General features: G+C 61.3%; 26 protein-coding genes. 6 read left to right on the forward strand and 20 right to left on the reverse strand.

Features of this window, described 5'->3' with window-relative positions; all coding sequences use genetic code 11:
* Window positions 1–220 precede the first annotated feature (220 nt).
* From K2O51_RS31555 to K2O51_RS35345, 5 genes are all read right to left on the reverse strand, one after another.
* Window positions 221–673 (reverse strand): C2H2-type zinc finger protein, encoded by a 453-nt coding sequence (locus K2O51_RS31555; protein ID WP_220631738.1) that lies wholly within the window; start codon window positions 671–673, stop codon window positions 221–223.
* Window positions 674–775: 102 nt separating this feature from the next.
* Window positions 776–1300, reverse strand: a complete 525-nt coding sequence (locus tag K2O51_RS31560; protein ID WP_220631739.1) for a GIY-YIG nuclease family protein — start codon at window positions 1298–1300, stop codon at window positions 776–778.
* 152 nt (window positions 1301–1452) lie between these two features.
* Window positions 1453–2760 carry a HEPN domain-containing protein gene (locus K2O51_RS31565; protein WP_220631740.1) on the reverse strand — a complete coding sequence of 436 codons (1308 nt, stop codon included), beginning with the start codon at window positions 2758–2760 and terminating at the stop codon, window positions 1453–1455.
* A gap of 2 nt (window positions 2761–2762) precedes the next feature.
* Complete coding sequence (locus tag K2O51_RS31570) at window positions 2763–4916, reverse strand: phage integrase family protein (RefSeq protein ID WP_220631917.1); 2154 nt, start codon at window positions 4914–4916, stop codon at window positions 2763–2765.
* A 7-nt stretch (window positions 4917–4923) separates the two neighbouring features.
* Window positions 4924–6015, reverse strand: coding sequence for an HNH endonuclease (locus tag K2O51_RS35345; protein ID WP_245001974.1), 1092 nt, complete (start codon window positions 6013–6015; stop codon window positions 4924–4926).
* 554 nt (window positions 6016–6569) lie between these two features.
* On the opposite strand from K2O51_RS35345, the gene K2O51_RS31580 reads away from it, so the two are divergent.
* Complete coding sequence (locus K2O51_RS31580; protein WP_220631741.1) at window positions 6570–7379, forward strand: hypothetical protein; 810 nt, start codon at window positions 6570–6572, stop codon at window positions 7377–7379.
* A gap of 778 nt (window positions 7380–8157) precedes the next feature.
* Window positions 8158–8817 carry a carbonic anhydrase gene (locus K2O51_RS31585; protein ID WP_220631742.1) on the forward strand — a complete coding sequence of 220 codons (660 nt, stop codon included), beginning with the start codon at window positions 8158–8160 and terminating at the stop codon, window positions 8815–8817.
* A 325-nt stretch (window positions 8818–9142) separates the two neighbouring features.
* Here K2O51_RS31585 and K2O51_RS31590 read toward each other — a convergent pair whose 3' ends face one another.
* The 4 genes from K2O51_RS31590 to K2O51_RS31605 all read right to left on the reverse strand — a co-directional run bounded on the left by K2O51_RS31590 (window position 9143) and on the right by K2O51_RS31605 (window position 11451).
* Window positions 9143–9679, reverse strand: coding sequence for a zinc ribbon domain-containing protein (locus K2O51_RS31590; protein ID WP_220631743.1), 537 nt, complete (start codon window positions 9677–9679; stop codon window positions 9143–9145).
* A gap of 699 nt (window positions 9680–10378) precedes the next feature.
* A complete protein-coding gene (locus K2O51_RS31595; RefSeq protein ID WP_220631744.1) occupies window positions 10379–10666 on the reverse strand; it encodes an EexN family lipoprotein in 288 nt (95 codons plus the stop codon).
* 92 nt (window positions 10667–10758) lie between these two features.
* On the reverse strand, window positions 10759–11046 hold the full coding sequence (locus K2O51_RS31600) for a hypothetical protein (protein ID WP_220631745.1): 288 nt from the start codon (window positions 11044–11046) through the stop codon (window positions 10759–10761).
* A gap of 27 nt (window positions 11047–11073) precedes the next feature.
* Window positions 11074–11451 carry a hypothetical protein gene (locus K2O51_RS31605; protein ID WP_220631746.1) on the reverse strand — a complete coding sequence of 126 codons (378 nt, stop codon included), beginning with the start codon at window positions 11449–11451 and terminating at the stop codon, window positions 11074–11076.
* 199 nt (window positions 11452–11650) lie between these two features.
* Between K2O51_RS31605 and K2O51_RS31610 the strand changes: the two genes are divergently transcribed.
* Window positions 11651–11992 carry an ATP-dependent DNA ligase gene (locus K2O51_RS31610; RefSeq protein WP_220631747.1) on the forward strand — a complete coding sequence of 114 codons (342 nt, stop codon included), beginning with the start codon at window positions 11651–11653 and terminating at the stop codon, window positions 11990–11992.
* Between the two features lie 44 nt (window positions 11993–12036).
* On the opposite strand, the gene ku is transcribed toward K2O51_RS31610, so the two are convergent.
* From ku to K2O51_RS31630, 4 genes are all read right to left on the reverse strand, one after another.
* Window positions 12037–12924, reverse strand: a complete 888-nt coding sequence (gene ku / locus K2O51_RS31615; RefSeq protein ID WP_220631748.1) for a non-homologous end joining protein Ku — start codon at window positions 12922–12924, stop codon at window positions 12037–12039.
* A 122-nt stretch (window positions 12925–13046) separates the two neighbouring features.
* The gene (locus K2O51_RS31620) at window positions 13047–13268 is read right to left on the reverse strand and encodes a DUF2188 domain-containing protein (RefSeq protein WP_220631749.1); all 222 of its coding nucleotides are present in this window, start codon (window positions 13266–13268) and stop codon (window positions 13047–13049) included.
* A 190-nt stretch (window positions 13269–13458) separates the two neighbouring features.
* Complete coding sequence (locus K2O51_RS31625; protein WP_220631919.1) at window positions 13459–13947, reverse strand: zinc-finger-containing protein; 489 nt, start codon at window positions 13945–13947, stop codon at window positions 13459–13461.
* Between the two features lie 250 nt (window positions 13948–14197).
* The gene (locus K2O51_RS31630; RefSeq protein ID WP_220631750.1) at window positions 14198–14503 is read right to left on the reverse strand and encodes an H-NS histone family protein; all 306 of its coding nucleotides are present in this window, start codon (window positions 14501–14503) and stop codon (window positions 14198–14200) included.
* 106 nt (window positions 14504–14609) lie between these two features.
* On the opposite strand from K2O51_RS31630, the gene K2O51_RS31635 reads away from it, so the two are divergent.
* Window positions 14610–15701 (forward strand): hypothetical protein, encoded by a 1092-nt coding sequence (locus K2O51_RS31635; protein WP_220631751.1) that lies wholly within the window; start codon window positions 14610–14612, stop codon window positions 15699–15701.
* Between the two features lie 182 nt (window positions 15702–15883).
* On the opposite strand, the gene K2O51_RS31640 is transcribed toward K2O51_RS31635, so the two are convergent.
* Window positions 15884–16354: an HU family DNA-binding protein gene (locus tag K2O51_RS31640; protein ID WP_220631752.1), complete on the reverse strand. Its 471-nt coding sequence runs from the start codon at window positions 16352–16354 to the stop codon at window positions 15884–15886.
* A 180-nt stretch (window positions 16355–16534) separates the two neighbouring features.
* On the opposite strand from K2O51_RS31640, the gene K2O51_RS31645 reads away from it, so the two are divergent.
* Window positions 16535–17548, forward strand: coding sequence for a tyrosine-type recombinase/integrase (locus tag K2O51_RS31645; protein ID WP_245001975.1), 1014 nt, complete (start codon window positions 16535–16537; stop codon window positions 17546–17548).
* A 345-nt stretch (window positions 17549–17893) separates the two neighbouring features.
* On the opposite strand, the gene K2O51_RS31650 is transcribed toward K2O51_RS31645, so the two are convergent.
* The 5 genes from K2O51_RS31650 to K2O51_RS31670 all read right to left on the reverse strand — a co-directional run bounded on the left by K2O51_RS31650 (window position 17894) and on the right by K2O51_RS31670 (window position 20999).
* Window positions 17894–18604 (reverse strand): plasmid recombination protein, encoded by a 711-nt coding sequence (locus K2O51_RS31650; RefSeq protein WP_220631753.1) that lies wholly within the window; start codon window positions 18602–18604, stop codon window positions 17894–17896.
* Window positions 18605–18637: 33 nt separating this feature from the next.
* Entirely contained in the window at window positions 18638–19471 is an 834-nt protein-coding gene (locus tag K2O51_RS31655) for an N-6 DNA methylase (RefSeq protein ID WP_220631754.1), read from the reverse strand.
* On the reverse strand, window positions 19468–19929 hold the full coding sequence (locus K2O51_RS31660; RefSeq protein WP_220631755.1) for a hypothetical protein: 462 nt from the start codon (window positions 19927–19929) through the stop codon (window positions 19468–19470). Before K2O51_RS31660 ends, K2O51_RS31655 begins: the two co-directional genes overlap by 4 nt.
* 111 nt (window positions 19930–20040) lie before the next feature.
* Window positions 20041–20451 carry a hypothetical protein gene (locus K2O51_RS31665; protein ID WP_220631756.1) on the reverse strand — a complete coding sequence of 137 codons (411 nt, stop codon included), beginning with the start codon at window positions 20449–20451 and terminating at the stop codon, window positions 20041–20043.
* A gap of 44 nt (window positions 20452–20495) precedes the next feature.
* Window positions 20496–20999 (reverse strand): endonuclease domain-containing protein, encoded by a 504-nt coding sequence (locus K2O51_RS31670; protein WP_220631757.1) that lies wholly within the window; start codon window positions 20997–20999, stop codon window positions 20496–20498.
* A 126-nt stretch (window positions 21000–21125) separates the two neighbouring features.
* Here K2O51_RS31670 and K2O51_RS31675 point away from each other — a divergent pair, with 126 nt between their 5' ends.
* Complete coding sequence (locus K2O51_RS31675; protein WP_220631758.1) at window positions 21126–21773, forward strand: DUF6988 family protein; 648 nt, start codon at window positions 21126–21128, stop codon at window positions 21771–21773.
* Between the two features lie 280 nt (window positions 21774–22053).
* Here K2O51_RS31675 and K2O51_RS31680 read toward each other — a convergent pair whose 3' ends face one another.
* A complete protein-coding gene (locus K2O51_RS31680; RefSeq protein ID WP_245001976.1) occupies window positions 22054–22290 on the reverse strand; it encodes a hypothetical protein in 237 nt (78 codons plus the stop codon).
* Between the last annotated feature and the right edge of the window lie 8 nt (window positions 22291–22298).

Here is a 22298-nt window from a genome sequence, read left to right on the forward strand (position 1 = left end):
ACCGTTTGTCGGCACACGGCAACCATGCTAGCAAGGAAGACCCCTAGAACATAGGGCTAAGCGAGTAACGCCAAAGGGGGGTTCCCAAGGGTTGTCATCCCCACAGGCTGCCCGACTCAGATTCTGGCTGACGGGCTTTTGCCTGATTGCGGGGCCAAGGGCAGGACGCCTATCGCTTCGGAAGGCGCTGACCGTGTACTTGGGCCAGAAGGGCTAGAGCTCAGCCCGCAAATCGTTCCCAGCGTCTCGTGGCGCGTCGTTCCGGGGTGTCGTTACCATCTGTTCCGGCCACAATCGAATCTACTAGCCTGAAGTGCAGGGCCATGTATTCGTCAAAGTCGTCAGGCGAGGCTCCTTGATAGCGGGCACGCATCCACCACCCGTAGACAACACCCAGCTTGCCATCGTCAGGGTTGAAGTTCATCTGGATCTCGGTGCCGTGAGCAAGCGCCCATCCGTGAGCCTTGAGCATTTCGCGGGCTACTTTGGGAATTGAGCCCTGTGCGAGCCTGGCGTGCTCCTCCGCGTGGGTCTTCACATCCTCCGGCACTGAGGAGACATACGTCATTCTGCAGACCCGGCAAACGGCAAGGTCTGAATCTGCGTTTCCATTCGGATTGCCCACCATGTCGGGATACAGCGAGTGGAATGCTTGGGTCTGCTTCTTGGCCATTGGTTTCTCCTGAGCCGCGCGCGGCCAGCCGTTGTAGTCGTGTGCGCCATGCTTGGAGTTCGAACGCTAGCAAGCAGCGGTTCAACTCCGGAAGGCGAAGTGTCAGTGGGTTTCGAATGAGTTGAACTGGCCTGTGTCGAGTTCAAGGGCGCAATATGCCTCGAAGACGTAGAGCTCAAGAGGATTGCCTATCTCAAGGTAGGCTACCGTTGTGGCGCGTAACCGCTCCTGAGCCGCGGCAAACGACGAGGCAAACCGAGGATCCATCATTCGTTCCGACCGTGTCTTTGGAAGATCCAGATCTTCCCTGTGCATCGACGCAGCGATCCGATAGGCTAGGCTTGCGCCGTAATGGGTCGTGTCCGTGACATGTTGCCGGAGCCTACCGATGACGGACCGAGAAATGCCAACGTAGAGAGGCTTCTCGGCCTCCAGCATGACGTAGCAGCCCGGGAAATCCTCCGCCAATGCTCGTCGCTTAAGCAGCGTCTTTACGCCAACGCCCTTTTCGGCGAAGCGGCTCAGCGGCTCGGCACAGAACATGGCTTCCCGCATCTTGTCCATATATTGAGGTAGGACCGTCGAGGCAAGATTCTCAAACGTGTGCTGGCAGTCGTGTAGTGCCATCGGGATATGATGCGGGTGCCATTAAGCACCCCAGAATTTCTTCAACGCCGTCATTCTACGTGCGTCTTCGGTGGTGACATAGCTTGTAGTGGACCTTGAGTTCGGCCTGTGGAGTCGGGATTCCGCACATTCGGGCTGGACTTCGGCGGCGCTTAGAGGATCTCGATCTCTGTCCAATCAGGGATGGCGCGACCGGCCAGCAGCTTACGAATCAGCTCAGCACACAGCGCAATCGATCGGTTCATCACCGTAGCGGCAGTGAGGTCCTCTGCGCCGACCTTATATGATCCGGTGGGCTGGGCTCCGCGGTGGACGAGCTTGGACCGAATGCCATACATCTTCTTGATCAAGTCAAAATTGTGCCGGCGCTGCGCGGCATCGCCTCCCAGGAAGCGCACCGCGCGCAGCGTAACCTTATGAGTCATTTCGGTCGTCGAGGACTCGTCCCCGCATAGGGCCTCGAGGGCAATGGACAGTTCGACTGCGGCGTCGCCAAGACTGTGGCGCGTCATTGCCTGCTGGAGTCTGGCTAAGGCAAGGCCGATCGTCTTCCGAGCTTTACTTTTGACATCCATTGCCAGGAAGTCCCCAACCACCTGCTTGGCGAGCGCTCCATCAAATACCTTATGAGCGGGAATCTGCCGGGGAAGGATCTCGTGCAGCCTTGTCAGGCGTTGGCCACCGCCGGCTGCAAGCTCAAGCTCCGGGTCGTCAAACGTGAACCACTTTGCCACGGGGATCACCGGCTGAGGTCCAACCATAGTTAATGCAAGTGTTGCGTCGTTAAATAGGTCCTCCACGCGCTGGAACTCTACGCTGTCCGCTTGCTGCTCGTTCTCGCTGAGGGGTTCCAGAGAAATCAGTTCTTTGATTTCACGGGGTAGGATCAAGGCTGCTTTGATCTCTTGCCATGCCAGCGTCGATGTGATCAGGCCGCTGCCTCCAGTTGCTTGTTGATATTCCAGCCAACGCAGCTGCCGGCTTTGAGGAACCTGGTTCAACGGAACGAGCTTCATCCCTGCGTGGAGGTCGACCGGCTCGTCAATAGAGATGCCCCATACAGGGCAGATAGTATGGCCGGTTGCGGACTTGGTCTGAAGCACCTGTAGGGCCCAGTCAATGGCCGCCGAAGACGAGCCGCGCTTCGCTGCCTCCAGGAGCAACTTCTCGCCGAGACGCCACTTGAAGTTCGTCGACCCGTTGGCCGTGCGAATGAACACTTGGTGACCAGCCGGAAAACGACCGTCCGCTTGCACTAGTTCATCCAGGCCTCTTGCCAGGCCGTGGAGGGCAAGCGCGGCGTGTGCGCCGGCGAGGACGTCAGTGGATTCCACGGCCTCCAGAAGGGACGGGTGGACCACGGGTGCCGTGGCATTGTTCAGCCGGGTGGCAGCCTCGCCCAGCGCCTGCGCCAGGGTGTCCTCGATTTCCGTCTCCACCGGGGCCGTGCGATCGTTCATGTTCATTTCCTTGGTTGCTTCCAGAATTGCTTCATTGCCGCCATACGCCGCGCCTCCTCGGTGGTGACGTAGCGCGTGGTGGTATCCAGGGAGGCGTGGCCGGCGTTCTGCTGCACGACCTCCAACGGCGCGCCGGCGGCGAGCGCGTGCGAAATATGGGTGTGGCGCAGCCAGTGGGTGCTGGCCGCGGCCAGCCGCTGGGCCCCGCGCGCATCGGTGGGCTCGAGTTCGGCAGCGCAGGCTCCAAAGAAGGCCTTGATCTGGCGATACAGGGTGTTGGCGGCCACTGCGGCACCCGTGTCGACTTCGACCTGGCTGCGGCCGGCTCCAAACGGGGAGCGCTCGGCCTGGTCGATGGCCAGCCCCAGCAGCGCAACCCCCGGCACCCGTTCGGGGTCTCGCGCGTAGCCGCGGGCCACCAGGTAGTCGCCCAAGGCGATGATTGCGGTATCGGGCACCGGTACCCGCCGCAGTTTGTTGCCCTTGCCCGCTACTGTCAGCCACCACCCCTCCTCCCGCTCGCTCGTGCCCGGGCTGGGCAGGCTCACCCACTCCAGGTCGTCGGTTTTGAGGGAGACCACCTCTGACAGGCGAAGGCCCGTGACGTAGAGCAGCGGCAGCGCCAGCCGTAGGCGCTGGTTGGCTGAGGACTCGGGCAGCGTGGCCAGGCGAGCGGCGACATAGTTCCACTGTTCTTCGGTCAGGCTGCGCCCCACGTCCAGCTTAGGCTTGGCGCTCCTGGGCACGTGAATGCCCTGCCAAGGGTTTCCGGACAGGTAGTTCTTGTCATTGAGGAATCGGTAGAGGTTGGCCAGCACGCCGATGGCGTACGTCTGCGCCGTGGCGCTCAGGGCACCCTCGAACGGACGCCACAGAGGACTCCAGCGCTCCCGGGTCCGTGGCGCGCACCAGTCGGCCGGCGGCGCGCCAAGGAAGTCCCGATAGGCGATGCAGTCGTCGGTATCCATGGAGGACAGGGGTTTGCGTCGGACCTGAATCGCCCACAGCAGAAACCGCTCCGCCTCTTTGCGGTAGGCGCGCTGGGTGTTGGAGAGGTAGTTGAGCCAGTCCAGCGGCCCCGGCATGGTTGAGACATCGCGGCGCTGCGCGCGCAGCTGGGCCACCGTTTCGGGGGCGAGCCCGGGTTTGGCTCGCAACCAGGACAGGATTGCCTCGAAGTCGGTGTGGGCCCGGATCAGGCAGCGTGCCTGCGGCAAGCGGTAGGCGCCGGCGCTGCCGTTGAGATCGGCGGGCACCACCAGCTTGTCCAGCGGCACCAGCCCGGCAGCGCCGTGCGGCACGACACGAGCCAGCTCGTGCGCGTAGCGCTGGCGCCGCGGCACGGCCACGTGACCACCGATGGTGCGACCCAGAGTCTCGGCATGGATCCGCAGGAAGGTCTCGATCGCCCGCGCCTTGCCGGCGCCGATAGCTGGAATGCTGCGCGACCACCCTGATCCCAGTCCGTTGATGCGATCCAGCAGGTCGCCGAGCGTCACGACCCCGGCCGCCTCCAGCCGCGTGGCCAGCGGGTCGGCCAGCCACGCCCGGCAAGTGTCCTCGATCAGCACCGGTTGCGCGTACTTCCCCTCGAGCCAGTCGATGGCCTCAAGCTGGCGCCGCATCAATGAAGCGCGCTTCTTCTCGCGCTCGAGCGCTTTGCCGAACTTCTCCTCGTAGGCTTCGAGCTGCTCGCTCTGGCTAAAGCCGTCGAGGCCTGCCTCCGCGGCGAAGTCTTCCAGAGACGGCAGGCCCAATCCCGGACGGCCGATCTGCCGGAAATCCTGGCGCACCAGCGTAGTCATGCCATGGCGCTGGGCGCGGCCGGCGGCGGCCGAGAGTTCCGCCTTGAGCCAGGCGGTGACGCGACGCACCTTGGGATGGCCGGCAAAGCGGGCGGCGGCTCGGGTCAGCGGGTCCTGTTCGGTCCCCTCCTCTGCCGACCTGGTTGCCGCGGCTAACGCGGCCTCGGATTCGATCTCGCCCTCGTCCATCAGGTAGCGCTCCCACATGGGGCGCGCGTGCAGGCCCTGGATGATGGCGCGCAGGAAGCCGAAATGTCCCCGATGCAACTGGCGGCGCGTGACGGAGCGCCGCCGCCGGCGTGGGCTTCGCTCCAACGGGACCCCTTCGAGGTCTTGCGTGGCGGCGGCCATGGCCAGTTCAGGCAATTGCGGCATCGTCATAGCTGTACTTTGCCCGGTGCCGGCGCAAAAATGCGGCGCGCCGGGCAGCATCGCCCTTGGCGTCATCGCGCAGGCGCAGCTGTGTCAGGCCGAGTTCGCGTACGGCGTCGTCTGGCAGGCTCTTGCCGATCAGCAACTTGCCGTCGTCTGCGAAACTGATCAGGCCACGGTCGAACAGGGCATCTAGGTTGGCCACCAGCAGCAGGCCGTTGTGTGGGTCGAGGCGGTCCTCATTGTTGCTGGCGGCCCACGGCTGGATGTGGCTGGCCCGCAGAATGGCGCGCACTCGAACGCCAGTCACGGCGCACGCGGCATCCCAGTGGCCTTCCAGCTGGCTGCGAAAGCGCCCCTGGCCCAGGCGTGCGTCCACCAGGCGCTGTTTTGTGGTGGCATCCAGCGACGGGTCGGCCTTGAGCGCTTCCACGTCTGCGGCAGTTCGGCTTTCCCGATGTCCGTCCCCATCCGGGGCCTCGCCTTTGGACAGGACCGGAAAGCCGAGCGCGGCCAACTTCGGATACCACGGACCGTTCATGGTGCCGTAGCCGTACCCGGTTGGCGGCGCCAGGCCGAGCGACTCGGCGGCCAGCACCCCGATCATCTTCGGCGGATAGGGCTCGCCGTCGATCCAGACGTTATAGCCGGTGGAGGCATGCGCCTGCTGGAATTCGGAGTCCTTGGCATCCCAGGCCGCGGCAGCGGCGCGCACGGCGTCCGCCGTTAGGTCGTCGGCCGTGGCCTCTGCAAGGCGACGGGCGGCGGCTTCCACATGCTCGGCCCGCACGGCGTCCTTGGACAGGCGCCGCTCAAGCTCGAAACCGAGCGCCTTCAGCCGACGGCGGGCGGCCTCGCCAGCGAGGGTTGCACGGGTCAACTCGCCAAAGCCCGCCAGTTCGTGGGCGACGCCGGTGATCGCCTTCGTCGGGTACCAGCCCCCGTCGATTTCGACTGTCCAGTCGGTGGTCGGTTGGAGCGCCGCGGCCCGCCTCCCGGCTTGCCAGGCTTGGGCGGCGGCACGAAAGTGGTCGCGGGTGAGTTGCTGCAGAGTTTCGGGGTCGCGGGCGCCGGCCATGGAGTCTCGATGGTAAGGAAGATCGCGCGGCCCGCTAGCCCAATGCCAGCGGGGCCTGATCACGGTTGCATCACATTCTAGCCGGAAGTGTCCCTTAGTAGGTCGTCCATGCGTACCTTATTTTTCGCCACCATGATAAGCGCGGTTATCATGGTGCGACAAATCGCATTTGCATCGATGGATATGTGCCGCAAAGTGCATATTCAGGGCGGGGAGCCACGTCGCTGTTGTCATGTCTCACAGTTAGTGGGGCTGGATTCTCAAAGTTAATGGGTACACCGGGGCCCAATGTCGTCTGTTGTCACAGCTACAGCGTGTCTAAACGTAGAACGGGACGGTTGTCACGTAACAACTCGCTTGCCGTCGAGTTCGCCCTGGCGCTTCCATAATGGTGACCAAACCATGGCACCATCAGGTCGACGCATCCGGCGCCGCGTGCTTTCAGCTATCGCTGCAAGTACCCGAGAACCGCATTAGCGCTGGCGGCTGGGGTACCGACACGCATGCTTTGGTCAGATACGCTGTGAAGCGCTTTCATCATCAATGAACAGATCATGAGTTCAACCCAGCCGACCACTCCGCAACAAATCTGCGAAAGCATCCTTATCGAGGGAAAGCACTACAACATCGATCACCATATTCTGCCCAGCGAGAACGCAGTCGCGGATCGCCTGCTCTCGCGCGGCCTCGAGCTGAAAGATGCATTTGGAGAACTGCACGAGAAGCTCCATAGGCATCCTCCCGCGCTCAAGCTCTTCTTGGACTTGCTGCTGAGTGCGGCCGCGTTCTGGAACCCGGAGAAAATGAAGGAAGCACGCTCCGCACGCTACGATCTTGCTGACGTCAATCAACAGATTGCGACAAAGGCGGCAGAACTGGCTGACCTGTTGGGGCGTCGCTCGAGGTTGCACAACACCTCAGGCTTTAGCAGCAACACGCACTATCACGTCTGCGACGTGATAGACGCCGCATGCGAGAACAACTACCGGTTCAAATCGGAGGTCAAAGAGCGCCTGGATACTCTTAGAGCGCAGTTCGACCTCAAGTACTGGCCGTCGCTGGGCCAGTTCCTTCAGGTGATCGGTTCTGACGCCGAGCATGCCTGTGTGGAAGCTACTGATCCCTTGACGGCTGCGGCTACGTCGGCGGGGCGTCCGTCGCTAGCTGATTTCTTCAAAGCGTTGTTTAAAGCCATCGAAGAAAACAGCGCGCACAACTATGGTCAGTTCCCTGCAGGCTTCAGGTTGACGGACAACACGCTCGCCTCGTTGGCCAACTGTGCGTTGGACATCGGCCAAGACGATCCGGTTGATAGTGCATACGTGAAGCGGCTCCGCCAACGTGAACGTAGCGGGCGCAAATAATGGGCGAGGATTTGGGGAGGCGGTCGCACCTCTGTCCAAGCCGGACTCGAATTCCGCGGATACCGATCGAGCTGGAACGCCAAATCACGACCGATATACCTGGCTGGCCAGAGCTTCGCGTCGGCCTGTCCGTCGCCCTCGATTAGGCTTCGAGCCAGGAGGGCAGCACCTTCGGCTTCCGCTCGCTTACAAGCACGATATGTCTCGCACAATCGCTTTTTTGGGGCCTCGCCTATCGCATGGAACTGGCAGACCCAAGCCAGTTCCAAAGCCACTCGAAATGAGAATGGTCACTTGAGCGGTTACCGTCAGCGCGCCCGCGCCAAGCCCGTCGTGGCTGAGAGTGCTCGTTTCCGTGTACCCGCTAACTGTGAGACAGATCGCTCCATTGGCCCACCTACTGTGAGAATCCAACCCAATTAGTTTGGAACGGTGCTTCGTAACCCATTGATTCGTATGTGATCGTTTGCCCATTAACCTTGACACGGGGACAAACGCCGCCTGGCGCGCAGGCGGCGGCCCGGCCCAACGCGGGCCGGCATTCGTGGCCAGGCAGACCACGGGCCGCCGTTGGTGCGGCCGCACGCGGCAGCGCGAGGTCGATACCGTATGGTCCGACTGACGACGGTGTCTGCGGTACCGCCTCGGAACGGCCCCACCGGTTGTGGGCCACCCGAGATTCGGCCAACCCCGAGATCGGCAATAATGGCAGCGACACCGGCATGGCGGCGCCTCGGACAGTCGTGCCAGCATCTGAAATTTGAACCTGGAGGACGCCATGCGCGCCATCATCGACGGCTTCCTGCGCTTTCAGCGCGAAGTCTATCCGCAGCGCGTTGAGCTCTTCAAGCAGCTCGCGACGGCGCAAAACCCGAAAGCGCTGTTCGTCACCTGCTCGGACAGCCGCGTCGTGCCCGAACTACTCACACAGCGTGAGCCGGGCGAACTGTTCGTGATTCGCAACGCGGGCAACATCGTGCCATCGTACGGTCCAGAACCCGGCGGCGTGTCGGCCACGGTCGAATATGCGGTGGCCGTGCTGGGTGTGCACGACATCGTCATCTGCGGCCACTCCGACTGTGGCGCGATGGGCGCCATCTCACGCTGCACCTGTCTCGACCATCTGCCGGCCGTGGCCAATTGGCTGCGTCATTCCGACGCTGCAAAGGCGATCAACGCGGCGCATCAGTTCGATACACCGCGTGCCAAGCTCGATGGACTCGTACGTGAAAACGTGATCGCGCAGCTAGCGAACCTGCGCACCCATCCGTCGGTGGCACTCGCGCTCGAACAGGGCCACCTGAGTTTGCACGGCTGGGTCTACGACATCGAAACGGGCAACATCGATGCGCTTGACGGCGCGACACGACGCTTTGTGCCGTTAGCCGAGGCGCCGACGACTGTTGCGGTGACTTCACGCAACCGCGGACAAGTATGAGCGGACACGTGAGTCGATAGCTGGGTTCTACTGGACCTTTAGTCGAGAGTTGTGCGGGATTGCTCGCGCGATGGGGCATGCCGGCGCCGCCGCTGGTGTCTCCTCCGGCGCTGTTCCGCACGCTGCGCCGCCCAGTCCGCGAACGAGCTGGCCGAGTTGGAGGCTCTGGTGCGCGAGCAGCTTGCCGAACTGGTGATGTGGATTGGGGAAGCCAAGCGGCAAATTGCGGAGGAGTGGCACAACGCGCCGGAGTTGGCTGATATCTTGGACTAGGACACCGAGCCAGCTCGCTAGTGCTTCGTCTGGTTGCGTTTCATTGCTTTTCCTATCGCGCCGGGCCGATACCAACACCGCAATTAGGGCAAACGGCACTGTTCGCGTCGATCGGCTGTTGGCATAGCGAGCAGACATAGCGTGGCATTGGCCGCGAGGAGTTGGATGCTTCATTGGTCGGCACTTGGGTAGCAGCCTGCTCTGCATGATGGCGGATGAAGTGGCCCCCGCGCGCGATCAACTCCAGGTTGATCTCCGTTTGGATCTTGCCGAGCACGAGGAACTGCACCACGAATATAGCGGTGCCCCACAGCATCATCGCTCCATTGACAAATGCAAGTCCAAGGAAGACGAGAGCCCCAGCGATCGTCATCCAGTTGAAGATGCGGATGCCGTCTAGTAGAAGCATGAGCAGGTACCCGCTAGTGGTCGATGCAATGCCCGCAGAGAACTCAGGCTGGCTCAACAACTTTAGGTAGGCGCTATAGAGCGTTGCGGCCTCTTGACGGCTCGCTCCCGCCAATTCGTCCCTTAGCGTCAGTTTGATCTGTCGGATCTGATCCTTGTTCAGCTTATATGGCTCGCTCATGTTGCTTCCCATCGAAGGGTAGGTGGTATTACTCTTTTCCTACCTGGACCATCTATCTACGAAAAACGCTGGAAGAGTCTTCGTCAAGATTCCGTCAACGATGCCACCGGCGAAGCGACCCGCATCCGCTAGGATCGAAGGGTTCGCACCATAGTGGTCATCAGCCTCACGACCCATTGCAACCATCATCTGTGCGCGATCGACGGCGTACGCTGGGCGCATGACCAGCATCTCATACATCGTCCATTTGCAACTCCATCGCACACGGATCAGTAGAGCATCTAGGTTTTCACGCATTCGCTTTTCCATCCAGCATGACACGCACGCGCTCGGATTGCTCATATGTCCAACGATGAGAGATCTTCGTGGGCGCCGTACCGGACACCACTGCTAGCTTAATCTCGTTCCCGTGGCGCTTGCTAAGAACTTCGCGCGCGTGCTCGCAGAATTGCTCGGCGAGCTCCTGTGTGTCCAGTTGAACGCGGCCTACGGGGCTGGTAAGGCGTACCGATGGGCCAACAAATAGGTCGCCTTTCTCGTGCGCGGCCCATAGGACTGCCGAAACATTGCGCAAGGCATGTGAATTCATCACCCTGACGGTGAAGTAATCACGATGTGGCGGTGGCCATACCGCCTTGTACGGCTTCGCACTACGTGGCGTTGTGGTCATGGATGTTTAGTTCAACGCAGCGAAAGGTATCAGTGAGCGGAGCTTTTCCACTTGGGAGCGGGCGCAGAAGTAGCCTGGGGGATTGGCTGCTTGGGCCGTTGTGTCATCAGAGCAACCACAGCGTTGTCACAATCACTCTTTTCTTCAGGATTTGGTGCGATGTCAGCCTTCAGCTTTGCCTGGCATTCCTTGTCCCGCTTCTTGGCTTCATCAATGTGATCGGAGTACCAAGCGGTGGTATGCGCATGAGCTGAATGGACAGAAATCGAGGCTGCAATTGCGACGCCCACAGTAATCGCGCAAACGTTCTTCTTCATATGTTTTTGTCCAGCGCCTTTCATCTTTGCTTTTCCAGTCGGCGCGGCCCGTGACATTTGTTGCCAGGGGCCACAACCCAAAACTCTAATTCTCACCCTTCGCGGAAATCCACTTCCACTTGGACGCCAGTCTCGGCCACCTTCCGTAATTCGAACTGGTAGGCACCCTCGGCATAGTGGGTCATGAACACACTGCCTTCGCCGCCACCGCGCAGCCATACCAGGCCTTGATAGTCCCGGATGACCTGCTCCAGGCAGAAGGCGCGCGACTTGTCCGCCAGGGGCACGGCCCACACGTTGAACTTCGCGTGGGTCATTTCCTTCTGGAAGGGGACCAGGCGCTTCTGAAGGGAAACGAAGGCATTACGACCGTCTTGCATCTAAAAAATCTCCTTATAAGGAGGAGGTTATGCGCAGGCGCGCGGATCGTTGATGGCTTTGAGCACCGTGTCAATGCGCTCTTGCCACATCGAGGAACTGTAGTAGCTGTAGCCCTTGAAGTCGATGGCATTGGAGCCCATCGACTGGATGTCTACGACCATGTAGACCGAGCGCATCTGAGGACCGAAGGCCGTCTCCGTGATGGTGATCTTCATCTTGTCAGGCGACAGGACCACGCCGCCCACAGGGCCGCACTCGCCCGCATAGGTGGCGATGTTGGCGTAGGCCGTCTCGATCGACTTCTGGACGCGCACCTCGCGCCGCAGGTTCTCAGGCACGCGCATGTCCGCATTGGTCGTGGTCTTGAAGGCTGGCGCGCAGCCCGCGAGCGAGGCGATGGCCATGGAGGCTGCAATAGCAAAAAGACCCAAACGTGTCATGTCGACATCCTTATAGTAGATTGGGGATTCTAGTGGAGGCTGGCAGGACGAGGGCCAGTTAGGATCACCTTTATTTGCGGCGCCCGGCTTGCTCGGAGGCGTCGCGGATTTGCCTGGGCGCCCATGCCAACGCCCTCATCCCTTCTGTGGGTTCGACCGACTGATGACGCGCGCGCGGCGGCGCCGTTGGTATGCGGGTGCGGATCCTGTTGTCTTTTGCGTGTTCGACCTGCTGGACCTCCGCGGCAGGGACATGCGTGCCGAGCCGCTCGAAACACGAAAGGCAGCGCTTCGTGAGCTGGTCACAGGTGTCAATGTGCTTTATGTCGACTCAGTCGACGATGGCCCGTGGCTATACGACCAAGTGCTCAAGCTTGAGCTCGAAGGCGTGGTCGGAAAGCGGCTCGGTTCGTCTTACCAGTCTGGCATACGTTCGCCCGACTGGATCAAAGTGAAGCGGCCGGGCGCAGTACCGGCTCGGCGCTTCAGCCGATCGAGCACCTGAGAAGCGCCGCGCTTGCCTGACGGACGGCCGGCACGCCCGCCGGCTCAAGCGTGCTTCTTACCGGCTCGCTTCGCCGATGCTGCCGGCGGCTGGGCTTCGGCTCGCTTCGCGGTGCGACGCGCCGGCGTGGGACGGTCCTTGGCGGTCTTCGCCGTTGGGGAACCGAGGCTTTGCCGCAGCGCTTCCATCAGGTCAACCACTTCGCCGCCGGTCGCGGCATCATAGGTCTGCGCGACCGTGATGCGCTTGCCCTCAATCTTCCGCGCGATCTGCGCTAGCAGGCGTTGCTTCTCTTCGTCGGTGTAGGCAGCCGGATCGTAGCCGGCCACTGAATGCTGCGCGATGAGCTGCTCGGCCAGCGCGAGTTCTGCGCTCGATACCGCGACACGCGGGACCTGCAGTTCCGCCATGGAACGGACCTCGTCTGCATACAGCAACTGCTGCAAGATCAGTCCCTCCTCGCCGACGCGAATCTGCACCATGTACTGTTTGCCTTTCCACGCCCATTTGCCGAGGGCGCATTTCCCGGTGGCGCGCAATGCGTCAGCCAGCAAGCTGTAGGGTTTGGCGCCGCGTGTGTCAGGCCCAAGATAGTAGGCCTTGTCATAGTAGATGGGGTCGATCGCCGCGAGCGGCATGAAGGCAACAATGTCGATCGTCGGCCGGGCCGAAGCCTCCAGCGCTTTGAGCTCTTCCGGGGTGAACCGGACGTATTTGTCCTTTTCGAACTCGTACCCTTTGACTATGTCGGCGCGCTCGACCACCACGCCTTCCCTCTGACAAAGGTACTGCTGGCGCAAGCGAGAGCCGCAGCCTTTGTGGAGCAGATTGAAACTGATAGCAGCCTGGCTCTCCGTGGCCGAAAACACTCGCACGGGGATGGAGACCAGTCCGAAGCTGATGGATAGCGAGGCGATGGAACGGGCAGCCATGATGTACTCCTGTGGCAAGACGTCCCGGCGTCGCGGATCTTAGGCCCGGCCGTGCCTTCGGGGTGGCGTGACCACCTTCGGCGCGACGCCGCCTGTGGGGGACCCGGCGAGGGCGGGAGACGTTACCCTTTAATGTCCCGAGGGTCGTGGCCGAAGGTATTCCGTTCGCGGATCCGGCCGTCCCGACCGTGGATGAACAGCTCGACGTGCTTGGCCTTGGCACGCTGAGTGCCAGCGGCGATGGCTTCGTCTTGCGTGTCGAAGGTTTCGCGACCGTGACCGCCTTCTGCTTCTACTGCCCAGCGGTCTTCGTCCGGTACGACGTGAATGTCCTGTCGCGGCATGGCGGTCTCCTGCAGAGTGTGCCACCAGTGTCGCCCCGCTGACGCCGGGCAGGTATCGGATGCCGTCCGACACCAACGTCTTTCCAAACGCCTTGCCATGCACTTCAGGGCGCGCCAGAGTGGCGGCTGATACACCGACTGTCCGCTTCCGATTTACGGCCTCTGCGGCCTGGGGCCGCGTCGACTTAGATCACCCTTCTCTTTTTGCGTCCAGATGTCCAGTGGAGCGTTGTGCCGGCTTGGTCCGTTGCCGAGAGGCCTGAAATTTCGCCAGGTACTGGATCGCCTGTTCGGATTGCTCGAAAGACAATGCGTGAATGCTTGGCGTCGACAAGGAGAAGCCAAGCTCTGCGGCCAACCACTTGATCGCCTTGCCGCGGGCCTCGAAAGGGTTCACTCCATCGCGGCGGATCTTTGCCGCTACCAAAGGTTCCAGCGCATCGTGCAGGCGCTTCTTCGCGTCGCGCAAGGCCGCGTTGGCAAGCCGACCGAGCGGTGCGTGTTGCCGGCTGCGAGGCCTCACACCGATCCAGGCTTGGCATGGCACGCAGATCCACACTGGGCCATGGTCCTCGAGATACGGGTACATGGGGTCAGCCGCCTGCGCGAGCTGGGCGCTATTGCCGCAGATGTCGCAGACAGGCACTACAGGTGCGGGAATGGGGCGTCCTACTCGCATTGCTACAACCTGCCCCATTCCGCTTCGTGTGCGTCGCTCGTAATGCGAGCGAGGCTGCGTCGACACCCATCCAGGTCATTCGAGTAGAACCCCACGTCAATGCCGTACGGGTTAACAACCCATATGAGATCGTCATCGGCGATCAGAGACCATCCCGCAACGTCGACCGTGCCGTGCCGCCGTAGCTGTTCGCACAGCTCGGTGTCGCTGACGGTTGCCGATAATTGGTGTCGGCACTCAGTTGCGCTCGTCACTCAGCGGCAATCAGGAAGCGGTCGCGATTTCTGCCAATCCAGGCGGGCGCGCGACCCCGGCCAGACCAGGTTTGTCCGGTCTTCGGGTCCTGGTACTTCGGTGCCAGGGGCTGACGCTCAGCCTTCACCTTTCCTGCCGGGCGGCCGCGTCGCTTTTGTACGACGTCGTCCGGCGTCAGGCCGAACTGCTCCATCAAGGCGCGGATTTTCTCGATAGCCGCTCCGACTTCAGCAGCACGCGCCTCCTCGATACGGGCATCCAAATCGGCTTTCTGGGCAAGGAGTTCTTTATAGGTGGCCATATTGTCTTGTGGTTGTTGAAACAAGCTCAAATCATACCGCGCCGAGAGGCCAGCTTGAGGGTGGATAATGCAGGACTAACTGGCGACTGCCTAAGACGAGGTGACCATGACTGCCGTACCCAACCCTTCCCGGGACCTCCTGGAGACCGTTGTGGCTGCGGCCAAGGTTTCACCCGGCCACAAGCAACTGATCGCGGCGCTGCGCCGGTCTACCGGACTGGATACGGTAAGGGTTGGAAACGAGCGTGACGGCTTTTCGCGCATGGCGCAGTACAACCAAGTGCTGGCACCCGACGCAATGTCTCTGGGCATCTATCACGACTGGATCGCCAATGAATTGGCTGCCGCAAATGGCGACTGGCGAGCGGTCTGGGTGAAATTCAGGGGGAGTGATCTCCGCCTGACTGGCACAGAGATCGTCAAGATTCGACTCGTGGCACCGTATGGGGATGCCTCGTCCGAATTCCTGCAGCTCGTCATCAACCTGAACCAGAGCAAGATTGAGCGATCGCTGTTCAGCGAAGCCGACTGGGAGGTGCCCAGTGACGAGCAGGACCTGCGGGAGCTTGATCGCTGTTCCGGCTACCCATTTTCCGATCCGGAGCCGTACGGTGAGCCCTGTTACGAGCTAGAAAGCGTTTCAAACCTTGCCGATGTCCTGGCCCTGGAGTCGGAACTCGAGGAAGCACAAAAGCGGGCGGTCGAACATAAAGTCCTACGGATCGACAATCCGCAGACTGGTGAGGTCCGCTATGCCGGCATCTTCGACGAGTTTCCCGAGCTGCGCCGCAAGAAGCCGCGCCTCGCGCGTTTCTTCGCGGACTGGGATCGCTCGAGCGCTGGCCGCAGCGGTGCGGAGATCTCCAGGCACTGGGTGTTCGAGATCAGTGACTATACAAACCCGAAGACCGGCGAGCGCAATCTGAGCGTGATTCCGGCCTGGACCGCAACGAAGCGGCTCGCGGAGATCAAGCCGAAGCCGAGCAGGACGGTGTTCCATCTTTGGGACGAGCTGCTGCGGTTCGACGTGCGGGCCGGCTACCAGTTCGCCTGGTACTTCTTCATGCTCCATGGCAATCGTATCGGCTCCTGGGTCGGGGAGCGCATCCTGGAGGCAGCGGAGGCCGGCAGCATCGTAATGCCCGAGCAGGACTACAGGGTCCTGAAGGACTGGGCAGTAATGCCCTATGGGTTCTGAAAAGAAGAGATAGAGGCCGGAGCGCGCTGGCAGCCTCGCATCAGCCATTCGCAAGCGCCCGCTTTTGGCTGCGGATTCAACCGGTCGGATGTTCTGGCCAGGGTGACCCTCCCCCGTATCCGGTGATGACCCAATGAAAAGGGGAGCGCATGGCTCCCCTCTTTGCCACCGATGGCCTGGCCTTATGCAGCTGCGTCCTTCAGCTTCTTCAGCGCGCGGACCTTCACCTTCACCGAAGCGGGCTTGGCAGCGAACCATTGGTCTTGACCGGTGAACGGGTTCTTTCCGAAGCGCTTCTTGGTGGCGGGCACCTGGATAGCCTGCACCTTGAACAGGCCGGGCAGGGTGAATTCGCCGGCGCCCTTCTTGTGAATCGCGCTGACGATGGTGTTCTCCAGGTGGGAGAGCACCGTCTGGACAGCCTTCTTTTCCAGTTGGGTTTGCTCGACCAGGTGCGCGAGCAGGCTGGACTTGTTGAACGTTTCCTTCAGGGGCTTGGCCACCGGTGCCGCTGCAGCGGCCTTCGGTGCGGCCTTCGGGGCCGCAGCCTTCTTGGCCGGAGCCTTTGCTGCGGGCTTTGCAGCCGGCTTCGCGGCGGGTTTAGCGGCGGGCTTCGCAGCGGCTTTAGCAGTCGGTTTAGCTTTGGTTGCCATTTCTGTTCGTAGGTCTCAGTGGTTGACGTGTCGGCTGAAACGATTTGCAGCTGCGCGACACTGAACGCGATATTGCCACGATGGTGCCTGTTTTCAAGCCCTTTTCGTGATTTCCGGCTCTGTGTTGGTTATTCTGATTGCAATCGCACCACACTAGTGGGCTCAGTTTCGAGAACTCCCATGAAAGCCAGGGTCCGCCCCATCGACGAGCAGCAGCAGTCCGCACTCTTCGGCACCACGTTCGCCGAGTGGATGCAAGATGCCGCTCGCGCGTTCGACCACTGGTTGGCTTCCCGCGGCGTGAGCGACAGCAGCGCGAAAATTTACGGGTCTATGTGGCGCAAGTGGCTGCGGTGGACAGCCGAGCGCAAGCTCACCATGACAGCTTGGGAAGCCCACCATATCGGCGAGTTTCTCGACGACTCGGATCTGCACAAGCGACATCGGTACCGCTACGCCCGCCTCATTGAGCGGGTGTTTCACCACTTGGCCACGCTTCGTCCAGGTATGCACAACCCGGCCAGCGTCGCAGTACAGCAAAAGCTGGCGGAAGGCGAGAACGCGCCGACCACATTTCTCGATCCGAACGAGCGCACGGCTATCGAGGCGTATCTCGCCAACGTGCCCCCGCTGCCGCGCTCCGTTGCCGTCAGCGCAGAGCAATGGCGCGCGTCCCGCGACCTGGCTTTGCTCGCCCTCTTCTATGGTGCAGGCGTGAAGGTGTCGCAGGCAAAGGCGCTTAAGCGGAAGGCGCTCAGCGCGTCGGGGCTGGCGATTACGGTGCCTCAGAAGATGGGGCCACGTGTTGTGCAAACCCCAGTGGAGGTGCTCGAGGTGGCCAGGCCGGCGATGGGCGCCTGGCTACAGATGCTCGCGCGTGCCGGCGTGCCTGGTGAATGGCTGTTCCCTACCGCAAGTGATGGTCGGGCGATGCATGCTGCGTCGATGTTCCGACGGGTAACCGCGCAGCTGGAAGCGCTGGCGATTGCCGATAAGGCTCGTCTCTCACCGCAGACCTTGCGAAATACCTACGCAGCGAACCGGTTCGACCGCGGTGATACGCCTGAGGAAGTCGGTAGCGCGCTGGGGTTGATCGATGAGGCCTCACCCTTCCGACTGCATCGCAGCTACGAGGAGTGGAAGGATGGGATGGTTCCTGTCGTGGATAGATCTGAAGCCGAGGATCTCGCCTGATCGAAATGCGCGGACACCCCGTCCTTCAGGCTTGGGATTGATCTCCAGTTGCTGTAAGTGAGAGCGCCGGGGAGCGGCAGTCGACACCCCGCAGCCGACGCTTCGTCCCTGTGCACGTATGAGCTTGGAAAGTGGGATTCACTGCAGTTTTTATTGGCCCCAGAAGCTCACGCGTTGCGCATTGGCGCTCTCGCATGAGGACTCTCGCCGAAAGTCCTCATGCCAGTGGCACCGAAAAATGCTGTTATAAGCACGTTTTCTTTCCAGACTCCCGGTCATGGAGGCATTAATCTTGGTTTTGTCAGAATTCTGGCGGTTAATTGCGTATCTCTCTCCGTGCACCGCTTAAGGTACAAGACGCACCTGGCCTCTGCGCTCGAGCTCGGCCCGGAACTCTTCTTCTCGTGGCAAAGGGGAATTTCCCTTTCTGCCTTCAGCCTGGTTCAACTGATTCACGAGTGCAGCCTTCTCCTGCAATGCTGTTTGAAGCTGCTCCCTGAGCGTAGCGACCTCAGCCGAGACGCGAGCGGCCTGCCCTCCCCGCTTGATTCCAAGCTCCTCTACACTCGCTGCATACTCGCTCTGCAGCTGGGCCAACCGAAGCCGCGCTCCGCCAAAGAGTGCCCTAGCGTTGAGTTTGCCGTTTTCATCAAGGGGTACCAGGATGGAGACGATGGCCGGAACAGGCCCCTCGGAACTCAGGCTGGCCGTGACCACCCTATTGCCATACTTTCCCAGCAGCCAACTCATGCTCGAATCGGACCAGGCCTGCAAACTGTCGCCACTCCAAGCGCAGCCTACTGCTGACGTCCCATGTTCGATCGACATCAGCACCTGAACGGCAAGCACAGCGTTAGTTCTGATGGTTTGCTGCCCGATTAAGGCGCGGACTGCGGCAACGATCGTTCCGCTGCCAGCGTGGCCGGCGAGAAGCTTGCCCGGCTCTTGCCCGGCGATCGTCAGCGCGTCCCACGTCTTGAGCTTCGTAATGCGCAGTACAGTAAAGGTCGTGGTCGGCGGCCACGGCGTGGCCACCGCGGCGGTCTTCAGTCCCATCCGCGAATCGTTGCCTTTTATTTCGATTCGGCATTATACGGCGAAATATTGATCGGCAACCAAAGCCAATGCTTCCTGCTCGATTTCATGTCTCGGTCTGGCCCGCTGTGCCACCTCGCGCATCGGCTCGTGCGGCGACACAGGAAACCGGGATGCCCACCCGCCGATGATGTAAGCTGGTGTGTACCAGACTGAGCGGGTTTCCAACGTCAGACTGTTCCCGCAGATCAGAACTGCCGGGATATGCAGGAGGGCCATCTGGATGTAGCACATATGGACCGCAGTCAGGCTCAGGTCCACCCCGACGGCCACCATCTGCTTCTGGTAGTTAAAGCCGACTTCCGCCATGATCGCCGCAAACTGGATCAGCATTGCGCCGCCACCCATCGCCGGCTCGTGCACGGAAACGAACCCGTTCCGAGCAATATGCCCCGCGATCGACTCACGATCAATCGTCATTGCTGCCACCAACCGGCTCACCTCATTGGGCGTAAAGAACTGTCCCATGGCGCTATTCCCCAGGTCCAGCGCCATGAACAACTCACCGAGAATGTCCGCAAAGTGGATCGGCACTCCGCCCGGCCCGACGTTGGCTTCGAACGCGAGTGGCAGTCGAATGAATGCCTGCACCAGCGCCTCGAACTCATCACGGGTGTAGCGCCTCACGATCCGCAGATACTCGACCTCCCTCTCGGCATAGGAGCGGCGGTCGAGCTGGGCGAATGTGATGGCCGCCAGCGCGACGAAGTCAGACCAGACCTCGTCCATACGACGACGGTAGGCGGCTGTGCGCAGCAGCCGGACAATCTCCAGCTTCTCGGACGCAGCGCTGCCCCGATTGACAGCTCGTAGTTGGCGCTGTTTCATGCAGCCCTCCAGGTGGTTCGCCCGCCGTCGATGTGCCGGCGCAACGTTGGCGCGTCAATATCGCGCATAAAGGCACTCCAGCTCGCAAGGCTGTGGACCGGAGATCCTTGCGTCCCGATGTGATGGATGAACAATGGGCCTTGTACCTTCTCCTCGACCTCCCAGGAGTCCTGCCATGGCTCCCGTGGGTGCTGGGCGAGATTGCAGCCGTTACAGGGGCCCGCCGACGTACAGGCGTCGTAAGCCGTGGCGACCCCAAAGTGACCCATCCCCCGGAGCGTGTCCAGAGCCGCCTGGCGATACTTCGGCCGAAGAAGGCAGCGGTCGAGCGGCTCCATCGGGATGATCGCGAGGCGATTCCAGCCCTGACCGTCGCGCCCGGCTGGCCGGCGATCGAGTGCGGGGCTGACGCGGTAGCTCGTGGATGCGATCAGCGGATCTTTCGTGGCAGCCTGCATTTCATCCTCCATACTTCAGCTTGATTCGATGCAACGAAACTACAGGTTGCAGACCTACCCACGCAAATGACGCACGCAAGGGCGATCTGGCCGACCGGTGGAGCTCGACGCTCAATGAACCGTAGCGCTGGCGCCGCCCCGCATCGACGCGAAATGCTGGTTGGTCGTGCTCACGTCCACTTCGACGCTGACTATCGTCGCGGTGGTTCCGTTCGAGGCATCGCCGAATCGCTGAAGAGTCGTCATCAGTGCCTCATCGCCCTGGAAGCTCAGCACCTGGACCTCTCGCTCAGTGAAATTTCCGGCGAGTGCCATTGCATTGAGAGCTGCCTCGGTCTTGGCGTGGGCGAGCAGTGCATCGACCGGGCTGGTTGCATTGGGCATGCCCTGGAATGCCTTGATCCAGATCATCGACAGCGCATAGCCGTTTTCGGTCCAAACCCGCTTACACATCAGCATGCTCTCAATCAGCTGGGTGGCCGGGTTGTTGAAGATCGGTGCGTGAAGGTGGTTCGTGGTCATAGCAAATAATGTGTGTATGAAATGTCGAGTGCGACGTTGGCCCGTCAGGGTTTGGGGTCGTCTTGCTGTTTTCGTAGCGCGGTCCGCAGCATTTGCTCAGTCTGGGCAAGCGCCTCGCCGGAGTTCACGAGCGTGCCCGGGTACCGCAGCACCGTCCAACCCATCTCGGCCGCCAGGTTGTACTTGCGCGCATCTTCGATGAACCCGCGTGCCTGGGTGTGGCGTCCGCCATTCCAGATTCCGCCCTCGAGTTCCGCGGCGATCAGAAGGTATGGCCAAGCAAAGTCGAATCGGTACAAGCGCGGAACCGCGAACCTAAACTCCGTGCGCCACCGGAGCGCGGGATGCGGATCCAGGCCAAACGTCGCGCGCAGCTGCTGCTCAAACGCGGCTTCGAGGAAACTGCCGGCAGCACCGGTGCTTTGTCCGCGTTGGGTCGACGCAGCAATCCGTCGCTCCCGGTCGCCAGACCTCTTCGCGATATCGCGTTCAACGCGATCCGCAGCTTGTGGCGAGAGCTTTCGCAGCTCTTTCAGTGTGATCCGCATGTGCCCTACAGTTCTGCGCCTCGCGCAGCTGGCATTTCGATTTGGTCAGACTACAGATCCATAGGGGGTACGGCGCAAGGCTTCGCTGTATGATCTGGCCCAGAACTCGAGGGCGCGGGAGAACTGATGGAACTGGACAGGTTGCTGGAGCGGTCGATGGAATTACAGGAGGCGCTCGCCGAGGCCATGAACGGCGCCAGGCCGTACGACCTCAGGTGGTCAGTCGCCCAGCGCGCGTGTGCAGTCGCATGGGACCACGCCAGCGCCCTGCAGCTTTCGATGTCTCGTGACTTGCTGGTGCCGGCAATTGCGCTGTTACGCCTCCAGTACGAGGCGTTCGCGCGTGCAGCCTGGGTTGGCTATACCGCTTCTGATCGCGATCTGGAGCTCATCTCCGCGCCTCTGTCCGAAGAAACATCCGAAGCGGCTGCAAGGATTCCCACCCTATCAAAGATGGTCGAGCAGCTTGGACGGAGTGATTCGCCTGGGGCTCACTCAGCGCACCAGATGCTTCTGTCGTTCAAGGGCCCCAACTGGGCGGTCCTCAATTCGTATGTCCATGCCGGAATCCACCCTCTGACAGCTGCCGCGGGTAAGTTCCCCGAGCAGCTAGCCGCGGGAATTCTACGGATGTCAAATGGCCTTGCTATCGGGAACGGCATGGTCGCCGTAGTCTCGTCGGGCGAAATGAGTCGGATCAACGCCGTGCGACTCCTTCAGCGCCAATTCCTGGACTGTTGCCCGTCGGTCCTCCATCCGACGACCGGGATTTAGCCCGCGTTTGTGGCACGAAGGACATGGTGGCATGCTGGGACACTCATTGCGCCGGCCGCTCCGCGGCATTCAGATTGAACGGCCAGGTATCCGATTGGCAAAGTTCACGAGCCAGGCCGAAGTACAGATCTTTGGGGTAAGTTCCCATTCATCGGAAGGTTTGCTCGACCACATGTTGCGGTGTCGCGCGATCGACCGACGCTGCCGCGCCAAATAGCAGGCCGCAAAGTGCACCTGTCCAGGCAGCGAGCAGAATCTTTCCCGTAAATTTCATAGCCATTCAGATTGAGGACGGTCCGGCACCAGCCCTGCGTAGCAGCGAGGCGACCTCCTCGATGCCAAAGATCTCTTCTGCGGGTTGATCAGTTCCCCGCATACTCGCAACCGACACTGCAGCATTGCGAGCGGCCACGCGCTCCCGCCACAGCGCTTGCAATCCGGCCAACAGCAATGCGCCGTCGGCTACACCAACCAGCGCCTTCAGATCCAGGTCGCAGTCCTGGCCGTGATTGCCCATCTTGTAAG

It is taken from the genome of Cupriavidus pinatubonensis, from assembly GCF_019602855.1.
In the GTDB taxonomy this organism is placed as follows: Bacteria; Pseudomonadota; Gammaproteobacteria; order Burkholderiales; family Burkholderiaceae; genus Cupriavidus; species Cupriavidus pinatubonensis.